This is a genomic window from Streptococcus sanguinis, from assembly GCF_003943655.1.
Classification (GTDB): Bacteria; Bacillota; Bacilli; order Lactobacillales; family Streptococcaceae; genus Streptococcus; species Streptococcus sanguinis_F.
The window spans coordinates 42,027-64,890 of sequence record NZ_RJMM01000003.1 but is presented as its reverse complement, the minus strand read 5'-3'; the positions used below and the strand labels follow the sequence as shown (position 1 = coordinate 64,890).

Here is a 22,864-nt window from a genome sequence, read left to right as displayed (position 1 = left end):
TTGAAATTATTTTACCTATAACAAGCACCGAGAATGGTGCTTGTTTTTTCGTGCTTGGGAAAAATAATTATTAGTACAGTTTGACTGTATTTAAAAAACTGTTATTTTATGTCATAAAATATAACATAAAAATTATAATTTTCATTGCATAAAATTTCATAATAAAGTATAATATAAAACAATTTAAAATAAGTGAGGGGTAGAGATATGGCAGAATACCTAAACGATTTAAATTATAAAGGCAAAATATACCAATACACAGACCTTGGGAAAGCCTCAGCTCNACTAGGAGGGGATATAGAAGGGCTTCCTTATTCTATTCGCATATTATTAGAAAGTGTTCTTCGTAAGGAAGATGGCATTGACGTAACAAAATATAACATTAAATCTTTAATACATTATCAAGCTAAATCACCAAGCGGAGAAGTTCCTTTTAAACCAAGCCGAGTTATTCTCCAGGATTTTACGGGTGTTCCTGTCGTGGTGGATTTGGCTAGTATGCGAGATGCTATTGTCGGGCAGGGAGGTCGGGCGGATCAGATTAATCCAGAGATTCCGGTTGATTTAGTTATTGACCACAGTGTTCAGGTGGACTTTTATGGCTGTGACACTGCTCTGGAGGCCAATATGACCCAGGAATTTGTCCGCAACAATGAGCGCTACGAATTTCTCAAGTGGGCTGAGAAATCCTTTGATAATTATCGAGCAGTTCCTCCTGCTACAGGAATTATCCATCAGGTCAATATCGAATTTCTCAGTGATGTCATCATTCAAAAGGATGGCCAACTCTATCCGGACAGCATGTTTGGAACGGACAGTCATACGACCATGATTAATGGTATCGGTGTTCTGGGCTGGGGAGTCGGTGGGATTGAGGCTGAGGCTGCCATGCTAGGTGAGGCTTCTTATTTCCCGGTTCCTGAGGTGATTGGTGTTCGTCTCCTGGGCAAGCTACCTAAGATTGCGACAGCGACAGATTTGGCTTTAAAGGTCACGCAAATCTTGCGGCAGGAAAATGTTGTTGGTAAATTTGTCGAGTTCTTTGGACCTGGATTGTCTAATCTAAGTCTGGCTGACCGGGCTACAGTGGCCAATATGGCGCCAGAATACGGAGCTACCTGTGGTTATTTTCCGATAGATGAGGAAACGCTCAATTACATGCGTCTGACCAATCGGTCAGAAGATCATATCGAGCTGACCCGTCTCTATGCTCAAAAAAATCACCTCTTCTATGATGAAATGGTTGAGCCGAACTATACCAAGGTAGTCGAAATTGATTTGTCCAGCATTGTGCCGAGTATCTCAGGTCCCAAGCGTCCCCAAGATTTGATTGAATTAACAGCTGCTAAAGAAGAGTTTCAAGCTAGTCTAGTCAGAGAAGCGGGGGTCCGAGGCTTTGGATTAGATGAGAGCGAGCTGGAAAAGTCTGCAGTGGTTCAGTTTTCTGACCATGAGGAGACGATTAAGACCGGTCATGTGGCTATCGCTGCCATTACTAGCTGTACCAATACATCCAATCCCTATGTCCTGATGGCGGCGGGGCTTTTGGCCAAGAAAGCAGTAGAAAAAGGCTTACGGGTTTCAAAGACTGTTAAGACTTCATTAGCTCCGGGCAGCAAGGTGGTCACAGGCTATCTCAAGAAGAGCGGTCTTCAGTCCTATCTGGATCAGCTTGGTTTCAATCTTGTCGGCTATGGCTGCACCACTTGTATTGGAAATTCAGGCGATCTCCGACCGGAAGTGGCTCAGGCGATTACGGATACAGACTTGCTGGCTAGTGCTGTTCTTTCAGGAAATCGCAATTTTGAAGGACGGATCAATCCACTGGTCAAGGCCAATTTCCTAGCTAGTCCTCCCTTGGTAGTTGCCTATGCTCTGGCTGGAAATACCAATATCGATCTGACCAGTGAACCACTAGGTTATGATCAAAAGGGGCAGCCTGTTTATTTGATGGATTTGATGCCGGAGCACGACTTGGTTGCAGATTATGTTCAAAAATATGTGACGCGCCAGCTTTTTGAAAAAGAATATGCCCATGTGTTTGACGATAATGAAAAATGGAACCAGATTCCGACAGCCTCTTCTCAAAATTATCAGTGGAATCAGGCTTCGACCTATATTCAAAATCCACCTTACTTTGATGGCTTGGCTGATGATTTAGCCATTCAGCCACTGAAAAATCTTGCGGTGCTGGCGAAATTTGGGGATACGGTGACGACAGACCATATCTCCCCAGCAGGAAATATTGCCAGAAACAGCCCGGCAGCTTCCTATTTGCTAGAGCACGGAGTGGATTACCAAGAGTTTAATTCCTATGGCAGCCGTCGGGGGAATCATGAGGTCATGATGCGGGGGACTTTTGCCAATATTCGGATTAAAAATGAACTGGCAGATGGAAAGATTGGTGGTTACACAGATTATAGAGGAGAGTTGCTATCCATTTATGAGGCAGCCATGCGCTACAAGGAGGAGCAAATTGACACCATTGTCCTAGCTGGCAAAGACTACGGTATGGGGTCCAGTCGTGATTGGGCAGCCAAGGGGGCTAATCTTTTGGGTGTCAAGGTGGTTCTGGCAGAGAGTTTTGAGCGTATCCACCGGTCCAACCTGGTCATGATGGGGGTTCTTCCGCTGCAGTATCTAGAGGGTGAAAATGCGGATAGTCTGGGCTTAACAGGCAAGGAGACTTTCGACATCAATCTGCCACAGAACCCTCAAGTTGGCCAGCTAGTTGACGTAGTGGCTAGGAAGGGTGCTGAAGAAATAGCTTTTCAAGCTCGGCTACGTTTTGATGCAGAGGCGGATATTCGTTACTATGAAAATGGGGGGATTTTACCCATGGTCGTTAGAAAGAAATTAGAGGAGGTGTGAGCATGAGTCAGACGGACGGTTTGAAAGATACCATTGCCTGTGATACTCGGATTAGCCAGATTGTGGATGATTCCTTGTCTTATGCAGGCTACAATATTTCTGAATTGGTAGAGCACCACGCAAGTTTTGAAGAGGTGATTTATCTGTTGTGGCATTTGCATTTGCCGACTCAAATTGAGCTCAAGCATTTTGAGGAAGAACTGCGAGCTAATTATGCCATTAGCGATGCGGTGGAGCAGTGTATCCTTATCCAGTCCCGCAAGCACCTTCATCCCATGAGTGTCTTGCGCTCAACGGTCAGTCTTTTGGGCGTTTATAATGTCCATGCTGAGGAAGCATCTCTTGAAGCGACCTATGAGCAGAGCATCCAGCTTATGGCAAAGATGCCGACCATTATTGCGGCTTTTGCCAGACTGAGGTCGGGTCAGACTCCGATAGAGCCGCGGGAGGATTTAGGTTTTGCGGCTAATTTCCTTTATATGCTCAAAGGAGAAGAGGCGAGTGAGCTTGAAGTCAAAGCCTTTAACTGTGCCTTGGTGCTCCATGCCGACCATGAGCTCAATGCTTCAACTTTTGCAGCTCGAGTCTGCGCCTCAACCTTGACCGATATTTATTCCTGCGTGACAGCAGCTGTAGGAGCGCTCAAGGGCTCTCTTCATGGCGGCGCTAATGAATGTGTCTTTGACATGCTGAAAGAGATTAGAGCAGAAGGAAATTGTCAGGCCTATCTAGACCGCAAGCTAGCTTCTCATGAGAAGATTATGGGCTTTGGTCATCGGGTTTACAAGACCCAAGATCCGCGTGAAAAATACCTGCGTCAAATGGCCAAGGACTTGACACAGGGAACCAAGGACGAGGTCTGGTATCAGCTTTCAGAGGAAATTGAAGCTTATATGAAGCATACCAAGCATCTGATACCAAATGTCGATTTTTATTCGGCTACGGTTTACCATGTGTTGGGCATTGACAGCAGTATCTACACCTTGATTTTTGCTATGAGTCGGGTGGCTGGCTGGATTGCCCATATTCAGGAACAGCGCAAGAATAATAAGCTGATTCGGCCACGTTCTAACTATATTGGTGCTCAAGGTTTGGAGTATCTTCCCATTGGAAGGAGATAAAATGGCAGATAAGATTTTATTTGAGAAAGGGCGGTTGCAGGTGCCGGATGCTCCCATTATTCCTTACATTCAAGGTGATGGGATTGGGGTTGATATCTGGGAAAATGCCCAGCTGGTCTTTGATAAGGCAGTAGAAGAGGCTTATGGTGGCCAGAGAAAGGTTGTTTGGAAGGAAGTTTTGGCTGGGAAAAAAGCAGCAGACCAGACAGATGACTGGCTACCGGATGAAACGCTGACAACGATTAAGAGCCATCTAGTGGCTATTAAGGGCCCGCTAGAAACCCCAGTCGGAGAAGGGATTCGTTCCTTGAATGTTGCCCTGAGACAGGAATTGGACCTTTATGCCTGCCTGCGCCCGGTTCGTTATTTCAAGGGAGTTCCAAGCCCGCTCAAGCACCCAGAGAAGACAGATATCACGATTTTTCGGGAAAATACAGAAGACATCTATGCAGGGATTGAGTGGGAGAGTGGAACGGCTGCAGTCAAAAAAGTTATCGATTTCCTGCAGAAGGATATGCAGGTTGACAAGATTCGCTTTCCAGAAAGCTCTGCCATTGGGATCAAGCCTATCTCTAATCAGGGCAGTGAGCGACTGATACGGGCGGCTATTAACTATGCACTAGCCAAAGGACTGAGCCGGGTAACTCTGGTCCACAAGGGCAATATCCAGAAATTTACAGAGGGCGGTTTTCGGAAATGGGGCTATGAACTAGCTCAAAGAGAGTATGCGGATGAGTTAGCTTCTGGAAAACTAATCATCCAGGATGTGATTGCAGATAATTTTCTGCAGCAGATTTTGCTTTTTCCAGAGAAATTTGATGTTGTCGCCTTGACCAATCTAAATGGTGACTATGCCAGTGATGCTCTGGCTGCTCAGGTGGGAGGGATTGGTATTGCGCCAGGAGCCAATATCAATTACGAGACTGGTCATGCTATTTTTGAAGCAACTCATGGAACGGCGCCAGACATAGCGGGTCAAAATAGGGCTAATCCTTGTTCTCTTCTCTTATCAGGAGCCATGCTCTTTGATTACATTGGTTGGACGGAGGTCTCTCATCTCCTGACTAAGGCTGTTGAGAGGGCTCTCTTTGAGCAAAAAGTGACAGGGGATTTTGCAAGTCAGCTGGAAGGAGTAGCAGCTTTGACCACTAGTCAATTTGCTGAGGAGCTACTAGCCAATATAGAAAAGTGCTCATAGTAAAGAAAAAAGCGATGAGGAAACTGTTCATCTAGACAGTCTCTTCATCACTTTTTTGTCTTTTTCGATATTCCAGTCCCCAGCCGATCATCCAACAAAAAACTAGCAGATAATTTTCAATCCAGCCCAGAATGTTTGCTTGATTGGCCTTTTCCAGATAGCCTAGCAGATGGTTGGTGCCAAAGCCCAGTCCGCCCAGAATCAGTGCTAGCAAGGTCATACGCAGATAGAACCAATCATACTTTATGTTGGTAGCAATGACTAAAGGCAGAATAGCCAGATTCCAGAAACCAATTTCCCGCTGCCAGTAGGGAGCTAGACCATAGATGGACTCATTGCCCAAGAGCTGGGGCTGGAATATCTGGATCATAGCCGCGCCCAGCATAGCTAAGATTAGTAAAATGAAAGCCACTCGTAAAAATTTATTCATACTTGTCTCCTTTCTTCTTTGTAGATTATAATGTTTTTGAAAGTGATTTTCAAGTTTTCATTTTTTACAAAAAGAAAGCTCTAATAAAATATTTTACAGGCAAGTCCTATCTTTTTAGGTACTTTTGTGGTATACTAGATTAGTTGCAGAAATACAGTTTTTCTATTCAGTGGGAACTAGCGACCGAGTCGGCGCTTTTTTAGTGCCTAGACTTGAGAGACCATATTTATGAAGAGAAGAGCGAATACTCTCAGAAAATCGAGATTTAGCAAGAGAAAAGCACTTGGTATGTTTCGATAGTTGAGTATCAAAAGCCTTATAAGGTGGCTTCGCACCGCCTTTAGAAAGAAGAAGAACATTGAAATTTAATGAATTACATTTATCTGCTGAATTACTAGCAGAGATTGAAAAAGCTGGCTTTGTAGAAGCAAGCCCTATTCAAGAGCAGACAATTCCACTTGCTATGGCAGGTAAGGATGTCATTGGTCAGGCCCAGACAGGGACAGGAAAGACAGCAGCCTTTGGCTTCCCAACTTTGGAGAAGATTGACACAGATAATCCTGCTGTGCAGGCTTTGATTATCGCTCCGACCCGTGAATTGGCTGTACAGAGTCAGGAAGAGCTTTTTCGTTTTGGCCGCAGCAAGGGTGTCAAGGTGCGTTCTGTCTACGGTGGCTCCAGCATCGAAAAGCAAATCAAGGCCCTCAAATCAGGTGCTCATATCGTCGTAGGAACACCTGGCCGTCTCTTAGATTTGATCAAACGCAAGGCGCTTAAACTGAATCAGATTGAAACTTTGATTTTGGACGAAGCGGATGAAATGCTTAACATGGGCTTTTTGGAAGACATTGAGTCGATCATTTCCCGTGTGCCAGAAGAGCGTCAGACCTTACTCTTTTCAGCGACCATGCCGGATGCTATCAAGCGCATCGGTGTCAAGTTCATGAAGGAGCCTGAGCATGTCAAGATTGCAGCTAAGGAGCTGACGACAGAGTTGGTCGATCAGTATTATATCCGCGTCAAGGAAAATGAAAAATTTGATACCATGACCCGCCTGATGGACGTGGAGCAGCCTGAGCTGTCAATCGTCTTTGGTCGGACCAAGCGCCGGGTGGATGAGCTGACTCGTGGCCTGAAAATCCGTGGTTTCCGAGCAGAGGGTATCCATGGTGATTTGGACCAAGGCAAGCGCCTCCGCGTTCTGCGCGACTTTAAAAACGGCAATTTGGATGTCTTGGTGGCGACAGATGTAGCCGCGCGTGGATTGGACATTTCTGGTGTGACCCATGTCTACAACTATGATATTCCGCAGGATCCAGAAAGCTATGTTCACCGGATTGGTCGGACCGGTCGTGCTGGTAAGTCAGGTCAGTCTATCACTTTCGTAGCGCCAAATGAAATGGGCTATCTGCAGATCATCGAAAATCTTACCAAGAAGCGTATGAAAGGCCTCAAGCCAGCTACTGCAGAAGAAGCTTTCCAAGCTAAGAAAAAAGTTGCCCTTAAGAAGATTGAACGCGATTTTGCTGACGAAAGCATCCGCTCTAACTTTGAGAAATTTGGTAAGGATGCCCGTAAGCTGGCAGCAGAATTCAGCCCAGAAGAGCTGGCTATGTATATCCTCAGCTTGACGGTGCAGGATCCAGATGCCCTTCTTGAAGTAGAAATTGCCCGTGAAAAACCATTGCCATTTAAACCGTCTGGCGGTGGCTTTGGCGGAAAAGGCAAGGGCGGTCGTGGCGGAAATAGCAACCGTCGCAACAATGACAATCGCCGTGACCGAGGTGGCCGTCGCGACCAATTTAAGAAAGGTCGTAAAGAAGAGCGGTTTGATAAAGAAAATCGCTACCGCAAGGACCACAAGAAGCCACGCAATACTTCTAGCGAAAAGAAAACCGGCTTTGTTATCCGTAATAAGGGTGATAAATAAGGCGATTTGTTAACTAGAGTTGGCGACAATTTTAGCGTTGAGAGAGAATACAAGTTCTCTCTTTTTTTATTTGTTTGATGGCTCCCCTTGTCGTCAGTCCTGCAGAACTATAAGTCTGAGTCAATGTAGTTTCCTTAATCATGCTGATTGAACTTGCCCTGTTTTTCAAAGTAAATTATAGCCCCCTTATTTCTNCTGTGATCAGTTCTTAATCTTCTTGCTATAGAACAGGATTCGAAGTATTTCAACTAATTTCGACATCAAAATTCAACATATCAGCTATTTAAAATAAAAAAATTCACAAATCTTTGTTTATATGCTGGAACTGTTGTATAATAAGGTGAAGGTGAGTCTGTAAGAAATTCAGGAGCAAAAGGAGAATGTAAAATGAAAGAAAGTAGACATAGAATCATTCTGCAAGAACTGGATCAAACAGGTGTGGTTGCTGTTAAAAACCTCAAAGAAATGCTGGGCGTTACGGATATGACCATCCGTCGGGATTTGATTGATTTGGAGAAGCAGGGCATGCTGACCCGCGTTCATGGCGGAGCCCATAAGAAGGTCAAGAATGCTCTCAACGAGATTTCCCACTCAGAAAAGCAAATGCTGAATGTTGAGGAGAAAAAGCAGATTGCCCGTAAATGTGCAGATTTGATTGCTGACGGGGATACGGTCTTTATTGGGTCAGGCACCACAACGGATTTTATAGGAGACTATTTGGATGGCAAAAATATCAGCATCGTCACCAATTCGCTACCAATTTTTGAAAAGTTAAAAGAAAGAGCCAATTTAGATTTAATTCTGATTGGCGGACGCTATCGGGCTAAGACTCAAACCTTTGTCGGTCAGTTTGCCAATAATCTTTTGAAAGAAATCAAGGTTTCTAAGGCTTTTATTGGNGCGAATGGTATTGACGGTCATAATGTTACGACCAGCAATGAAGAGGAAGGCAACGGCGACGCGATTATCCTTAACAATGCCATCAGCAAATACATTGTAGCCGATAACAGCAAGTTTGACAGCTATTCTTTCTATTCTTTTTACCGGCTGGACAACCTCAGTGCAGTTGTGACGGACGACAATATCGCTCCGAAAGTCAAGGAAAAATACAGCACCTATATTGAAATTTTGTGATGTCTGACCGATGAGAGAAACCTAGCTCAAATGAATAATTTATAGATGCTGTGACTGGGATTTTGTCTAGAAATTCTAGTCGCAGCTTTTTTATATCTTGGTCGATTTTTGTAAACAACAGTCTTGACTTTGCTGCGGAATTCCTTATATAATAAAATATATTATTAAATTTTAGGAGGTCTTATGACAATCAATATAGTGATTTTTGCGGCTGTGTCGCTTTTTCGTTTGGTGTTTTTGAGGAAATCCTCTCAGAATGAGCAGGATATTCTGGCCAAGGGAGGCATGGAGTACGGGGTGAAAAACTCAAATATCATGAAGTACCTGCACATGCTTTTTTATGCGGTTTGCTTTCTGGAATTGCTGCTGAAGAAGCCAGCTTTTGACTTTGTGAGCCTACTGGGAGCTGTCTTGTTACTCTTTTCTATGTTTATGCTCTACCTTGTTGCCAAGCTCTTGGGACCAGTTTGGACCATCAAGCTTATGCTGGTTAAGGATCATAAGTTTGTTGACCACTGGCTCTTTCGCAATGTCAAACACCCTAATTATTTCCTGAATGTTGTACCAGAATTGGTGGGCTTGGCCCTGCTCAGTCATGCCTACTTTGCTCTTTTCATCCTCTTCCCGCTCTACTGTATCACCCTCTATGTCCGTATCAAAGAAGAAGAGCAGTTACTCAAGGAAGTTATCATTCCAAATGGAATTGCTGGTGAATAAAGTTAATAAAATACATATCGACTGCAAAAGAAAAGTCTAGGATCTTTATGTCCTAGACTTTTCTTTCAATAATTTTCGTATTTCATTAGCCATTTGTTGGGGTTGGTCCGATTCGAAAAGTAAAGTATTTTCTTCAGGCTGGTGGGCAGTTTGACGGAAAGCTAAAACTGGCTTCCCCTTGCTGATAGCCCTTTGGACAATCTGGTCTACCTCTCCCCAGTGATTGATATCCAAGTAAATATCCGCCCTATCGAGCAAGTCTTCAATAAAGTCATCCTGGTGGATATTGGTGTAGAGGTTGATATTGGGATAGTCATTAAAGTTGGCTAAGTAAGGAGAAATATTGGTCTTAGCAGCTATGTGAAATTCTAATTCTGGCAGATTTTCTGCTAAATAAGCCAATTGTTCCAAGGTATCAGAAGCTGTCAGCGTGAAGGCATGGAAATTGCCCTGTGGACGCTCCTTAATGATAAGCTCTTCCTTGCTCATGGCGATAGAGTTGCTGGGAATATCCTGGAAAATCAAGCTGTTGGCTCCAATGATGACATTATCGCCAATGGTCACACCTTTGAGAATCACAGTATTGGCCCCAATCCAGCAGTTAGCTCCAATCTTGACTGGCGCAACACTATAATCAATCTTCTCGATATGGTAATTAGAATACTGATGATTGTGGTCAAAAATACGGACGCCATCACCAAACATGGTGTCCTTGCCGATTTCGATAGAGTGCTGACAGCGGACAGTGCAGTGATCGTTAAAGAAAACCCGGGTTCCTAGCTTGAGTTGTGCGCCGCTGGCTACATTGAGGCTGGTAAAAGATTGGAAGATGACATCTTGACCGATATCAAGATGACTATCTGGGGAAATTTCGATATGATGAAAGTCGCCTTTAAACTGGATTTCAGGCATGTTGAGTCCTTTCTTTGATGTAAGCCAGTTTGGCTTGTCTAGTTTTCTTTTTAAAAAGTGCTTCAGCCGACATGGCAGCCGGCTTGCTAGGGTGTTCTTCTTGGTAAAGTAAGGTAACTGGCAGCCGAGCGCGGGTGTACTTGGCGCCTTTGCCAGCTTGATGTTTTTTGAGTCGGGCTTGGACATTCGTTGTGTAGCCAGTATAGAGGGAGCCGTCCCCGCATTCAAGCACGTACATATATGCTTTATTTTCCATAGTAAATCTCGTGAATCTCCGGAGTGTAGCTGCCGTCCTGATTGTGAATAAAGAGAGGAGGCAGGATTTTTAGACCGTCGCGGGAACCATCTTTAATAGCTTCGATAAGTAGCATATTGGCCTCTTTACCCAACTTTGGATAGACAAACTGGATGCGCTTGGGAGCCAGTTTGTGGGCTTGCATGGTATCTAAAATATCTAAAAAGCGTTCTGGTCGATGAACCATAGCCAACCGACCATTAGATTTGAGGACTCGCTGGGCAATTTTGCAAATCTCTTCCAGATTTGTTGAGATTTCATGGCGGGCTAAAAGGTAGTGCTGGCTTTCGTTTAGATTGGATTGCTTATCAACCTTGAAATATGGAGGATTGCAGAGAATCATGTCAACCTTGCTGCCGGTGATATATTGGCCTAGGTTTTTCAGATCGTCCTGAATAACCTGCATTTGCTGAGTCAAATCATTGAGCTCAATGGAGCGCTCGGCCATGTCTGCCAGACGTTCCTGGATCTCGACTGCCAGGATCTGGGCCTTGGTGCGAGTGCTGGCAAAAAGTCCAACAGCGCCATTTCCAGCACAGAGATCGACAATCAACCCCCGCTGGGGCAGCTTAGGAAAGCGGGAAAGCAGTACGCTGTCTACCGAATAGCTGAAGACCTCACTGTTTTGAATAATCTTGACATCCGTTGAAAAGAGCTGGTTGACTCGTTCTCCGTCTTTTAGTTTTGCTTCGTTCATAAGTCAATTATAGCATGATTTAGCAAGGATTCCAAAGGGATATGGGAAGTTTTTGCACAATCAAAAAAACATGCGAGGGCTCTCGCATGTTTCCATGAGCTTAAATGACAATTCTTTTTTAGCTAGCCCTTAATCAAATCTGTATTTCTGCTTGATGGTGCAGGCAACAAAGACAAGTCCGAAAACAACCATGAGAATCAGGTAGACTGGCAAAGTTGCGGCTGTCAGCGTTGCAATTTCCAAAAGGTGCTGCAGGACAAAGGCTGATAGATAGAAGCCAAAGACAGAGAAGATAATGAGCAGGCTGCGCCAGAGGTTGAGTGGCAGGCAGGCTCTAATGACTGACAGGAAGCTGATGCTGCCTAGCAAGTAATAGGTCAGGGTTGCCATTTCTATGTCGCTCCAGCCATGGCTGCTGCCCCAGATACGGACAAATAGCACGCTAAAGACAATCATGAGGGAGCTTGGCAGAGCCAGCTGCAGGGAGCGTTTGAGGAAGTGCTTTTCAACCGGCTTAATATTGCGCTCAAAGGTGAGGACAAAGGGTGGAAAGCCTTCGACAAACTGGTCAATCAAGGTGATTTGAATCGGAATGAATGGGAAAATCAAGAGATATTCAGATTTTCCTAGCAGGATACTAGCGATACAGATGATAGCCAGGATAAAGGAGTATATGGTCTTGATGAAGAAAATTGGAGCAATCCGGCCGATGTTGTTAACAACTCGGCGACCTTCAAAAAGAATCTCAGGGACATCGTTAAAGTCGGAGTTAAGAAGGACCAAGTTGGCAATTTGCCGAGTTGCGGGGTCTCCCTCGGCCATGACGATGGAGCAGTCTGCTTCACGTAAGGCCAAGATATCATTAACCCCATCTCCGGTCATGGCTGTTGTCCGACCAGCGGCCTTAAGAGTCTGGATGAGCAGCTTCTTCTGATGAGGAGAAACACGGCCGAAGATGGCCGTTTCTTCAGCTTGCTCAACCAGTTCTTGATCGTTGATTTTAGAACAGTCGATGTAGCTGTCGTAGTTGGCAAATCCAGCTTGGCTCGCAATATGTGAAACGGTCACAGGATTGTCACCAGAGATGATTTTCAAATCAACATCCTGAGAGCGTAGATAATCCAAGGTCTCGGCCGCTCCCTCACGAATAGGATCAGTGATTTCCAGAACAGCTAAAGCGGTCATATCTTCAGGCAGTTGGATGCTGTGTTTGTCTAGCACTTGGTCGCTGTGAGCCAGCACCAAAACCCGCGATCCGCGTTTTTGAGCCTCTCCAACCGCTGCAGGATTGCTGTCCAGCAGCATTTCGGGTGCTCCCAGAAAAATGGTTCCAACACTTGATAAATGCATTGCGCCCCATTTTCGGTCACTAGAAAATGGGATGACATTGTCGCTAGTATAGGTGTGCTCCAGGTGGCCGTATCCCTTGCGGATAGCCTGGGCTGTTGGGTTATTATCCTCACTGGTTTGGATGTAGGCTGCTAAGATTTGACCGACTGTCTCATCAGAAAACTTATCTGACAGGCTATGCAAGGCTTCAACGGTCATCTTACCTTGGGTAATTGTCCCAGTCTTGTCCAGACAGAGAGTATCCACACGAGCCAAGGTCTCAACAGAATACATTTCCTGAACAAGAACCTTGCGCATCCCTAGCTTGATGACAGCTGTCAGGAGTGACGTGACTGTCAGCAGGGCGATTCCCTTAGGTAGCATACCCAAAAGAGCTGTCGAGCTGGTAATGACAGAGTTTTTGACAGGCAATCCCTTTATCATCAGGGCTTCAAAGAAGAGAGCCATTCCGAAAGGAATGATAATTTTTCCGGTAAAGCGGGAAATTTTCCCAAGATTGTAAAGAATGCGCGAGTTGATAGGCTTGAGTGTTTTGGCCTCAGTCATGAGCTTGTTGGCATAGTTATCTGCGCCGACATGGTGTACCTCAGCATAAATCTGCCCACTAGCCAGAAAGCTACCAGACAGCAGCTCAGCGCCTTCTTCCTTGAGCACTAGGTCACTCTCACCTGTCAGCATGGCTTCATTGGCCTCGGCAACACCCTCTACTACACGGGCATCACTGGGAATTTGCTCGCCGGCTGACAGCTTGATCAGATCGCCCAGTACAATTTCTTCTGGCTGAATTTTGACTTCCTGGCCGTCGCGGATGACTGTGACCAGCTCTCGGCTGACCAGATTGAGCTTGTCAATCATGTGCTTGGCACGCAGTTCCGTAATAATACCAGTGACGGCGTTAAAGCTGATTACTGCGAAGAAGACCAGATTGCTCCAGGCTTGGACAGAGACCAAGGCTACAGCAATAACAAAGTTAAGGGCATTAAAAAGGGTGAAAACATTCCGCTTAACGATTTGCCAGTTACTAGTACTGGTGTCACTTGTAAAATCGTTGGTCAAGCCCTGCGAAATCTTTTCATCTACTTGGGTTTGGTTTAAACCGATTAATTCTTTCTTGTTCATGAGATTAATGATACCATTTTTTTATGGAAATGGCTATCAGAATCAGCTGTTACAGCCAAAGTTTGGAAAAATATTGCAGACTATAATGGGATAGGGTATAATGAGAAAGGATGTAATAAATTTCAAGTATAATTTTGGTTTGAAATAAGGAGAGTTTATGTTTTATACCTATTTGCGAGGTTTAGTGATTTTTATCCTGTGGACCTTGAACGGCAATGCGCATTACCACAATAAAGAAAAGATTCCTTCAAAAGATGAAAATTATATCTTGGTGGCCCCTCACCGGACATGGTGGGATCCAGTTTACATGGCTTTTGCGACCAAGCCCAAGCAGTTCATTTTCATGGCCAAGAAACAGCTCTTTGAAAATCGGGTGTTCGGCTGGTGGATTCGCATGTGTGGTGCCTTTCCGATTGACCGAGAAAATCCCGGTCCGTCAGCTATCAAGTACCCTGTCAATATGCTGAAAAAGAGCAATCGCTCCTTGATTATGTTCCCAAGCGGCAGCCGCCATTCTACGGATGTCAAGGGAGGAGTGGCATTGATTGCTAAGATGGCTAAGGTCCGTATCATNCCAGTAGTCTACGCTGGTCCCATGAGCCTCAAAGGATTGGCAGCTGGAGAGCGCGTGGATATGAATTTTGGTAATCCGATTGATATTTCAGACATTAAGAAGATGAATGATGAGGGAGTTGAGGAAGTGGCCCGCCGTGTTCATGCTGAGTTTGACCGTTTGGATGCTGAAGTGGCCCCTTACCAGACACAAAAGAAAGGCAATATCTTCTTACGGATTTTACGTGCCTTTGTCTTTATTCCTGCTATTTTGATTGGAATTTTGACCATCATTTTCAGCTTTTTTGCTAGCTTTGTCTGGGATCCAGATAAGCATAGAAAATAAGCTACTAATCAGCTTGCTGAGCAATCTTGCTTGGGAGCTGATTTTTGTATGCAAGTGAGCTATAATATTGGTATGTTTTATAAGGAGGATACCATGTCTCTTGCTTTTTTATCTTTTGTAACCTTATCACTATTTATGCTGCACGAGTTTGATGAGATTATCCTGATTCGGCCTTGGATTTCTCAGAATCAAGACCATCAAGGCTATCAAAAGGAGATGTTCATTGCTAGGAGAGGAAGTTATCTTTCTGCTGAAAGTATTGCTCTAATGATTGCGGAGGAATTTTTGCTAGCTTTTATTCTCTTGCTGCTTGCAATTCTATTTCGCATTCCCGAGCTAGCTCTGGCTACTGGCTTCTGTCATACCCTCCATCTGCTGGGCCATATCATGCAAGTGTTTCGCTTTCGTCGCTGGGTACCGGGCGGCTTCACAGCTTTGACGACTTTTCCTATACTCATCTTAGTCTTCATCCTTTATCTATATCAGCAGTCAGTTTCTTGGCCGCTGCTTCTAATTCTAAGCGTGCTTGTGATGGCTTTTCTTTTGGCAAATCTGGCTTTTTTACATAGCAAAGCTCATAAGTTAGAAGCTTGGATATACAGGATAAGCAAAGCAAATTGATATTACAGCTCCTATTTTCATCAATAGACTTTCTGTCTAGATAAATACTTGCAAAATAAAGATTTTAAATATGACAAGCTGAAAATTCTCTCGGCTTGTCTTATTTTTTTGAAATGTTTTACGAATAAAAAGACAAAGGAGAAAAATATGCTTGAAGAAATCATTGAGAAGATTAAAGAATACAAGCTCTTTGTCGGTCTAGCAGTAGTTGGCGCTGTGCTAGGTGGCTTTTTCCTCATCAAAGGAAATCACCAACCGCAAAATCAGATAGCCGCTTTGAGCCAAGAAATAACTTCCTCATCCAGCTCAGCTGATGAAGAAAGCGAAAAGATTGTCTCTAAGGCTAAGGCGGACGAAGAGGAGAGTGGGCAAGTCACTGTGGATATAAAGGGAGCGGTCAAGAATCCTGGTGTCTATGAGCTGAGAGCAGGAGCGAGAGTCCATGAAGCCATCCAAAAAGCTGGCGGATTGACAGCAGACGCCGAGGCTAAGTCCATCAATCAGGCACAAAAATTAACAGATGAAGCAGTAATCTATGTGGCAAAGATTGGTGAAGAAGGAGCCGATGTCACACAGACTGGCCAGCATCAAGCAGGAGCTTCTGATTCTGCTGGTTCCAGTGGTGGAAAGTCAGACAAGGTCAATCTAAATACGGCGACAGAGGCTGAACTGCAGACTATTTCAGGCATCGGACAGAAGCGGGCTTCTGACATCATCGCCTACCGCGAAAGTGCTGGCCGTTTCAAGTCAGTAGATGAACTGAAAAAGGTGTCAGGGATTGGAGATAAGACCTTAGAAAAGCTGAAAGAATATGTCACAGTGGATTAAAAAGTTACCCCTCACCCCTATCTATCTAGCTTTCATCCTTGTATGGGCCTATTTTGCAGTCTATTCTGGCAGTTCCTTGGCTTATTTTGGGCTAGGTGTCCTTCTGCTTCGTCTCTTTTTCAGCTATCCCCTCAAAAAAAGTCTAGCTGCTTTGGCATTCCTGTTCTTTTTTGTCCTCTTTTTCTTGCTTCGTCGGGAAATGGCAGAGCAGGTCTTTAGGCAGGAACCTCCTTCAGCTAGCTCAGTTCAAGTTTTGCCAGATACTATCAAGGTCAATGGAGACTACCTATCCTTTCGAGGGCGAACGGACGGTCGGCTTTATCAGGTCTTCTACAAGATCAAATCAGCCAGTGAAAAGAAAGATTTTCAGCAACTGACAGATTTGGTCGTTCTTGATATGGAAGGAGAGTTTGAACAGGCCCAGCAACAACGAAATTTTTCGGGCTTTGACTATCAGGCTTATTTAAAGAGTCAGGGGATTTACCGTACCTTAAAAATCAATAAGCTTCAGTCACTAAGACCAATTTCCAGCCTTAATCCACTCGATTGGCTGTCTGTCTGGCGCAGAAAAGCGCTGGTCTATATTCGAAATAATTTTCCTAGTCCAATGAGCCATTACATGACTGGACTCTTATTTGGTGACTTGGATACAGAGTTTGCGGAAATGAGTGACCTCTATTCTAGCTTGGGTATCATCCATTTGTTTGCCTTGTCTGGTATGCAGGTAGGTTTCTTTTTGGATGGTTTTCGCAGAATTCTTCTAAGGTTGGGGATGAAGAGGGAGACAGTAAACGCCTTGCAGCTGCCTTTTTCATTTATCTATGCTGGGCTGACAGGCTTTTCTGTTTCTGTCGTCAGAAGCTTAGTTCAGAAGTTGTTGGCCCAGCAAGGACTGACCAGATTAGATAATTTTGCTCTGACACTGATGGTTCTTTTTATCCTCATGCCCAATTTTCTTCTGACAGCAGGCGGTGTCTTGTCCTGCGCTTATGCCTTTTTGATCTCTATGATGGATTTTGAAAAGTTGCCGCTGATTCGGAAGCTTTTAGCGGAAAGTCTGACTATTTCATTGGGCATTTTGCCTATACTAATCTACTATTTTGCAGAATTTCAGCCTTGGTCTGTACTTCTGACTTTTCTATTTTCACTACTCTTTGACTTGCTGATGCTGCCAGGGTTAACCCTCATTTTTATTTTGTCACCACTTTTAAAAATCACTCAAGTCAATTTTTTCTTTGAGTTACTCGAAGGTGTGATTCGCTGGGTAGCTGATTTTGCTCCGCGTCCTTTGATTTTTGGGAAGCCCAACCTCTGGCTACTTGTTGCCCTCCTTTTAGTTTTAGCTTTAATCTATGACTTTCGGAGAAAGAAAAGCTGGCTTTTGTCTTTTAGTTTCCTAGCTCTTCTCTTATTTTTCTTAACAAAGCATCCGCTGCAAAATGAGATTACAGTGGTAGATATTGGTCAAGGTGATAGCATTTTTCTCAGGGACTGGCAGGGCAGGACGATTTTGATTGACGTAGGAGGACGAGTCGAGATAGGAAAGAAGGAGGCTTGGCAGGAGCGACAGACTTCATCCAATGCAGAAAAGACTTTGATTCCCTATCTCAAAAGTCGTGGTGTTGGTAGTCTGGATGTATTGGTCCTGACTCATACCGATACCGACCATATGGGCGATATGCTGGAGGTAGCCCAACATTTTTCCATCAAGGAAATCTATGTTTCTAAAGGAAGTCTGACTCAGCCTGATTTTGTTCAAAAGCTGGAGCAGATAGAAACTTCTGTCCATGTCGTAGAAGTAGGAGATGAGATTCCGGTATTTGACTCAGCTTTGCAGGTTCTCTATCCTAGTGGAACAGGCGACGGTGGAAATGATGATTCGATTGTACTCTACGGGGAGTTCTTTCAGACAAAATTTTTGTTTACAGGTGATTTGGAAAAGCAAGGAGAAACTGAACTGCTGCAGCGCTTTCCTCAGCTGAAAGCAGATGTCTTAAAAGCAGGACACCATGGCTCCAAAGGCTCTTCCAGTCCAGAGTTTTTAGAGCAAATTCAGCCGAAACTAGCCTTGATATCAGCTGGCCAGAATAATCGTTATCGTCATCCCCATCAGGAAACCTTGGAAAGATTTGAGAAGCTTAATACAGCCATCTATCGAACTGACCAGCAGGGAGCCATTCGTTTGATTGGTTGGAATTCCTGGAGGATTGAAACAGTTCATTGATAGCTGCGCTAAAGATGCCAGCTCATACTTTGTAGACTGCTTAGCTTCAGTCAGGAAGTCATATTGATTTATTTATGCATTTGTGATAAGATAATGGGTATAAAAAATTATAGAGGAGAATTCTATGTTTGCTGCATATAAAAAATTCTGGACACACTATGCCGATTTTTCAGGCCGTTCCAGTCGTTCAGACTACTGGTGGGTAGTATTGTGTCATGTTATTGTTACTGCACCGCTAGTTATCATTTTTTGGGTATCTGCTGTGGGAAGTATTCTTTCAGCAGCTCAAGACACAACTTATGGGTATGAACCAGATCCATCAGCAATCTTTGCTGGAGCAGGATTCGCTGTAATCTTTATTTTCATCTTAATTCTCTATGCTCTGGCGACTTTTGTGCCTAATTTGGCTATCATTGTCCGTCGTTTACGTGATGCTGGTTATCATTGGGCTTTTCTTTTCCTGTATGTTGGTCCTTTTTTACTATCATTTATTCCGGTTCTGAATATTATTGCAGGATTAGTATCTCTTCCATGTAGTATTGCTTTGATTGTTTTACTTTGTCAAGGATCTAAGCCTGAAATGGTTGGGAATTCATACGGTCAGCAATTTGGTCAGCAAAACTTCCAAGGTCAGCAGTTTGGCCAACAGCCTTACAATCAAGGTTTGAACTATGAAAAGCAACCACAACAAGGCGGTTTCCAAGGACAACAGTTTGGTCAATCACAACAACCAGTTCAAAATCAACAGTTTGGCCAACAACCGCAACAAGGTGGTTTCCAAGGTCAGCAATTTGGTCAACAACCACAGCAACCTGTCCAAAACCAGTCATTTGGTCAACAACCACAACAACCAGTTCAAAATCAACCATTTGGCCAACAGCCACAGCAAGGTGGTTTCCAAGGTCAACAGTTTGGTCAGTCACAACAACCTGTCCAAAACCAACCATTTGACCAACAGCCACAGCAAGGTGGCTTCCAAGAACAGCAGTTTGGTCAACAGCCACAACAACCTGTTTCTGATCAAAGTCAAGCGGTGGAGCAAACAGAACCAGTCCAAAATCCATTTACTGCTGAAACACCTGAGCAGTCAACACCTCAAGATTTTGGAACTCAAGCACCTGTTGAGGGTAATACTTTTGTTTCACCAATTCAAGAGGAGCAACCTGCTGCACCAGTTGAAAACAGTGTAGAGGATGCAACTGAAAACCAAGAATAAATAAAGAAAGAGTTGGAATTTTTCCAGCTCTTTTTCTTTATCGCTTATAGAAAATCTTAAACAGAACAAGGTACTGATTTTTTTGACCACAAAGAAAATTCCCAGCGACAGCAAGATATTCTTATATAGCAGATATACTCAAAAATTAGATTTTGTTTGCAAAGAAAATAGCAGACTTTCCGACTCTTTTTTGTTACAATCAATACATGAAAAAAATTGACAAGAAATATAAAGCAAGGGAGACTTTCGGTGTTAGCTATTGAGGAAATTAAAAAAATCACGCCAAGCAATCTTCCTGCTTTGACCATTTTGACTGGGGATGACTTGGGGCAGTTTGAGTTGTTGAAGGAGCAGTTTCTCCGCCAGATTCAGTTTCAACCGGGCGATTTGAACACTGCTATTTTCGATATGAAAGAAGCAAACTATCAGGATGTGGAGTTGGACTTGGTCAGTCTGCCTTTTTTTACGGATGAAAAAATCGTGATTTTGGATCATTTTGCTGATTTGACAACAGCCAAGAAGCGCTATCTGACTGATGAAGAACTCAAATCTTTCGAAAGTTATCTGGAAAATCCAGCGGATACGACTCGTCTGGTTATCTTTGCAGAAGGCAAATTGGATAGCAAGCGCCGTCTGGTCAAACTGCTGAAACGGGATGGGAGAATTTTTGAGGCTGAAGAACTCAAGGAAGCAGATCTACGGGCTTATTTCAGCAAGGAAGCGCAGGCAGAAGGATTACAATTTGCTCCGGCAGCTTTCGATCAGTTGCTGCTGAAATCAGGTTTTCAGTTCAGTGAAGTTAGTAAAAATTTAGACTTTCTGAAAGGTTATAAAGAGTCTGGTCAGATTGGTTTAGAAGACATTGCCGAGGCCATTCCCAAGACTCTTCAGGATAATATTTTCGACTTGACCCAGCTGATTTTGCAGCAGAAGATTGATGAGGCCAGAAGCTTGGTACGAGATTTGACTCTTCAAGGTGAGGATGAAATCAAGCTTATTGCCATTATGCTGGGGCAATTTCGTATCTTTACGCAGGTTAAGGTTTTAGCGGAAAATGGCAGAGCTGAGAGTCAGATTGTGTCTGATTTATCCGACTATCTAGGCCGCAAGGTCAATCCTTATCAAGTCAAGTTTGCCTTAAAGGATGCTCGCTCACTGAGTTTAGCCTTTCTTAAAAAGACTATGGCCTGTCTGATTGAAACAGATTACCAAATTAAATCAGGGCTGTATGATAAAGATTACCTGTTTGATTTGGCTCTGCTCAAGATTGCGACGGGTGAGCTACAAGCAAAATAGTTGAAAAATTCTAATGATTGCGTTATCATTTTTATAATCATATAGAAAAAGAGGTCTATCAAATGGCAATTATCTTACCTGATCTTCCTTACGCTTACGATGCTTTGGAGCCTTACATTGATGAAGAAACAATGCACTTGCATCATGACAAGCACCACAATACCTATGTAACGAATGTTAATGCTGCGCTTGAAAAGCATCCTGAAATCGGTGAAGACTTGGAAAAATTATTGGCTGATGTGGAGTCTATTCCAGCTGATATCCGCCAGGCAGTCATCAACAACGGTGGTGGTCATCTTAACCACGCTCTTTTCTGGGAATTGATGACACCAGCAGAAACATCACCATCTGCAGAATTGGCAGCAGATATTGAAGCTACTTTTGGATCATTTGAAGACTTTAAAGCGGCTTTCACTGCAGCGGCTACAACTCGTTTTGGTTCTGGCTGGGCTTGGTTGGTTGTCAATAAAGAAGGCAAGTTGGAAGTGACCTCAACAGCAAATCAGGATACTCCTATTTCAGAAGGTAAAACTCCAATCTTAGGACTGGATGTTTGGGAACATGCTTACTATGTGAAATACCGCAATCTTCGTCCGAATTACATTCAAGCTTTCTTCTCAGTTATTAACTGGAAAAAGGTTGACCAACTTTACGCAGCTGCGAAATAAACAGGCAGTTTCAATATATAAAAAGGTGAATCGTTTAAAGATTTGCCTTTTTTAATGCTTAAAATACCTTTTTTCTGGATTTCACTTGTTATTTTCCTCATAATTTTTTATAATACAAATGCTAGGAGAAATGTTTTGAGTAAAAAAATTGTAACGATTATCGTAGCTGTAGTTTCTTGTCTTTGTCTGCTGGGCTTCATCGTCCTTTTTATAACCGAACGAAATAAGGCCATTGAAAAGAAAGCACAAGAGGCTGCCCAACTTGCAACATCTAGCGAGCAAGAACAGGAAGAAGAGAAAGTCAAGCCTGATTCCAAACCAGTTGAAGAAAAGCCCAAGCCTGTTGAAAAAAGTCCAGAGGAGAAGCAGAAGGTCATGGAGGCGGATGGGCCGACTATGGATGCCTTGGGGCTGCGATTTGACTATGCAAATTTGGATTTGACTCAGGTCATTCAGGCTTATATGACCGAAATGGGAATTGAACCCTCCCAGGTTGCATTTTCCTATAAGGATTTGACGACTGGTAAGACCTTTGCCATAAATGATACCCAGCCTATGACTGCGGGATCGACCTACAAGCTCCCTCTCAATATGCTGGTAGTAGATGAGGTTGCTGCTGGCAAACTTTCTATGGACGAGCGGTTTGATATTACCAATACAAACTATGAATATAGGGGCGAGCATGATAACTATGTCGGTGCTTTCAACGGTGCTATGAGAATATCAGACATGCAGGAATACTCCTTGGTGTATTCTGAAAATACGCCAGCCTACGCTTTAGCAGAGCGTCTGGGCGGGATGGAAAAAGCCTATGATATGTTTAGCCGTTATGGCCAGTCCAAAGCTGACATTAAGACGATCAGCCGGAAGAATAATAAGACCACGACGGATTACTATATTCAGGTCCTTGAGTATTTGTCTAAAAATCAGGATAAGTACAAGGATATCCTTTATTATATTGGCGAATCGTTCCCAGGTGAGTATTATAAGCGCTACCTGCGCGACATTACCATCTATCAAAAGCCTGGATATGTTCGTGAGGCGCTCAATGTGGATGCTCTAGTCATGGAAGAGAAACCTTATATTATAGCTCTCTATACAGCTTATTTAGGCGGAAGTACAGAGGCCAGTGATGAGATTAGTGGTGTCGGAATTGAGCAAGTTGGTCAGTTAGCCTATGTCATCAATGAATGGCACCGGGTTAATATGAACTAATCTAATAGAAATCACAAATCAATACGCTTTAGATGAAAATCTGGGCGTATTTTTGTTTTTTTATTGAAGTAAAGCTTGATGACTTTTAGATTGAAAGTTATTTAGAAAAAAATCGAAATAGATT

Annotated in this window: 19 protein-coding genes; 14 read left to right on the top strand and 5 right to left on the bottom strand. The window is 43.6% G+C overall.

From position 1 onward, the window contains the following. Positions 1-207 precede the first annotated feature (207 nt). From acnA to icd, 3 genes are read left to right on the top strand one after another with little or no spacing between them, the layout of a single operon-like run. Positions 208-2,871, top strand: a complete 2,664-nt coding sequence (gene acnA, locus D8886_RS02500) for an aconitate hydratase AcnA (protein WP_125434133.1) — start codon at positions 208-210, stop codon at positions 2,869-2,871. 2 nt (positions 2,872-2,873) lie between these two features. Next, positions 2,874-3,992, top strand: a complete 1,119-nt coding sequence (locus D8886_RS02495) for a citrate synthase (RefSeq protein ID WP_125434132.1) — start codon at positions 2,874-2,876, stop codon at positions 3,990-3,992. Then, entirely contained in the window at positions 3,979-5,190 is a 1,212-nt protein-coding gene (gene icd, locus D8886_RS02490; protein WP_185761230.1) for an NADP-dependent isocitrate dehydrogenase, read from the top strand. Before D8886_RS02495 ends, icd begins: the two co-directional genes overlap by 14 nt. 31 nt (positions 5,191-5,221) lie before the next feature. Here the strand turns inward: icd and D8886_RS02485 are convergent, their stop codons facing one another. Further along, complete coding sequence (locus D8886_RS02485) at positions 5,222-5,620, bottom strand: hypothetical protein (protein ID WP_125434130.1); 399 nt, start codon at positions 5,618-5,620, stop codon at positions 5,222-5,224. A gap of 358 nt (positions 5,621-5,978) precedes the next feature. On the opposite strand from D8886_RS02485, the gene cshA reads away from it, so the two are divergent. From cshA to D8886_RS02465, 3 genes are all read left to right on the top strand, one after another. After that, positions 5,979-7,550: a degradosome RNA helicase CshA gene (cshA, locus tag D8886_RS02475; RefSeq protein WP_125434129.1), complete on the top strand. Its 1,572-nt coding sequence runs from the start codon at positions 5,979-5,981 to the stop codon at positions 7,548-7,550. Between the two features lie 387 nt (positions 7,551-7,937). Continuing rightward, entirely contained in the window at positions 7,938-8,684 is a 747-nt protein-coding gene (locus D8886_RS02470; protein ID WP_125434128.1) for a DeoR/GlpR family DNA-binding transcription regulator, read from the top strand. 183 nt (positions 8,685-8,867) lie between these two features. Then, positions 8,868-9,401 (top strand): isoprenylcysteine carboxyl methyltransferase family protein, encoded by a 534-nt coding sequence (locus tag D8886_RS02465; RefSeq protein ID WP_002897982.1) that lies wholly within the window; start codon positions 8,868-8,870, stop codon positions 9,399-9,401. A 45-nt stretch (positions 9,402-9,446) separates the two neighbouring features. On the opposite strand, the gene D8886_RS02460 is transcribed toward D8886_RS02465, so the two are convergent. The 4 genes from D8886_RS02460 to D8886_RS02445 form a co-directional block, all read right to left on the bottom strand. After that, positions 9,447-10,313, bottom strand: a complete 867-nt coding sequence (locus D8886_RS02460; protein WP_125434127.1) for a DapH/DapD/GlmU-related protein — start codon at positions 10,311-10,313, stop codon at positions 9,447-9,449. Continuing rightward, positions 10,306-10,569: a GIY-YIG nuclease family protein gene (locus tag D8886_RS02455; RefSeq protein WP_002910268.1), complete on the bottom strand. Its 264-nt coding sequence runs from the start codon at positions 10,567-10,569 to the stop codon at positions 10,306-10,308. The genes D8886_RS02460 and D8886_RS02455 overlap by 8 nt, the downstream gene beginning before the upstream one ends. Then, complete coding sequence (locus D8886_RS02450; RefSeq protein WP_061602929.1) at positions 10,559-11,305, bottom strand: tRNA1(Val) (adenine(37)-N6)-methyltransferase; 747 nt, start codon at positions 11,303-11,305, stop codon at positions 10,559-10,561. The genes D8886_RS02455 and D8886_RS02450 overlap by 11 nt, the downstream gene beginning before the upstream one ends. Before the next feature lie 129 nt (positions 11,306-11,434). Beyond that, positions 11,435-13,774 (bottom strand): cation-translocating P-type ATPase, encoded by a 2,340-nt coding sequence (locus D8886_RS02445; RefSeq protein ID WP_125434126.1) that lies wholly within the window; start codon positions 13,772-13,774, stop codon positions 11,435-11,437. A gap of 157 nt (positions 13,775-13,931) precedes the next feature. Here D8886_RS02445 and D8886_RS02440 point away from each other — a divergent pair, with 157 nt between their 5' ends. From D8886_RS02440 to D8886_RS02405, 8 genes are all read left to right on the top strand, one after another. After that, complete coding sequence (locus D8886_RS02440; protein WP_125434125.1) at positions 13,932-14,672, top strand: lysophospholipid acyltransferase family protein; 741 nt, start codon at positions 13,932-13,934, stop codon at positions 14,670-14,672. A 72-nt stretch (positions 14,673-14,744) separates the two neighbouring features. Then, positions 14,745-15,293: an HXXEE domain-containing protein gene (locus D8886_RS02435; protein WP_185761238.1), complete on the top strand. Its 549-nt coding sequence runs from the start codon at positions 14,745-14,747 to the stop codon at positions 15,291-15,293. 147 nt (positions 15,294-15,440) lie between these two features. Continuing rightward, positions 15,441-16,121, top strand: coding sequence for a helix-hairpin-helix domain-containing protein (locus tag D8886_RS02430; RefSeq protein ID WP_049542657.1), 681 nt, complete (start codon positions 15,441-15,443; stop codon positions 16,119-16,121). Next, complete coding sequence (locus D8886_RS02425; protein WP_125434123.1) at positions 16,105-18,345, top strand: DNA internalization-related competence protein ComEC/Rec2; 2,241 nt, start codon at positions 16,105-16,107, stop codon at positions 18,343-18,345. The genes D8886_RS02430 and D8886_RS02425 overlap by 17 nt, the downstream gene beginning before the upstream one ends. 124 nt (positions 18,346-18,469) lie before the next feature. Further along, the gene (locus D8886_RS02420; RefSeq protein WP_125434122.1) at positions 18,470-19,561 is read left to right on the top strand and encodes a DUF805 domain-containing protein; all 1,092 of its coding nucleotides are present in this window, start codon (positions 18,470-18,472) and stop codon (positions 19,559-19,561) included. Between the two features lie 249 nt (positions 19,562-19,810). After that, positions 19,811-20,857 (top strand): DNA polymerase III subunit delta, encoded by a 1,047-nt coding sequence (gene holA / locus D8886_RS02415; RefSeq protein WP_125434121.1) that lies wholly within the window; start codon positions 19,811-19,813, stop codon positions 20,855-20,857. Positions 20,858-20,919: 62 nt separating this feature from the next. Then, complete coding sequence (sodA, locus tag D8886_RS02410; protein ID WP_002906995.1) at positions 20,920-21,525, top strand: superoxide dismutase SodA; 606 nt, start codon at positions 20,920-20,922, stop codon at positions 21,523-21,525. Positions 21,526-21,660: 135 nt separating this feature from the next. Then, positions 21,661-22,740, top strand: a complete 1,080-nt coding sequence (locus D8886_RS02405) for a serine hydrolase (protein ID WP_312023303.1) — start codon at positions 21,661-21,663, stop codon at positions 22,738-22,740. Positions 22,741-22,864: the final 124 nt, after the last annotated feature.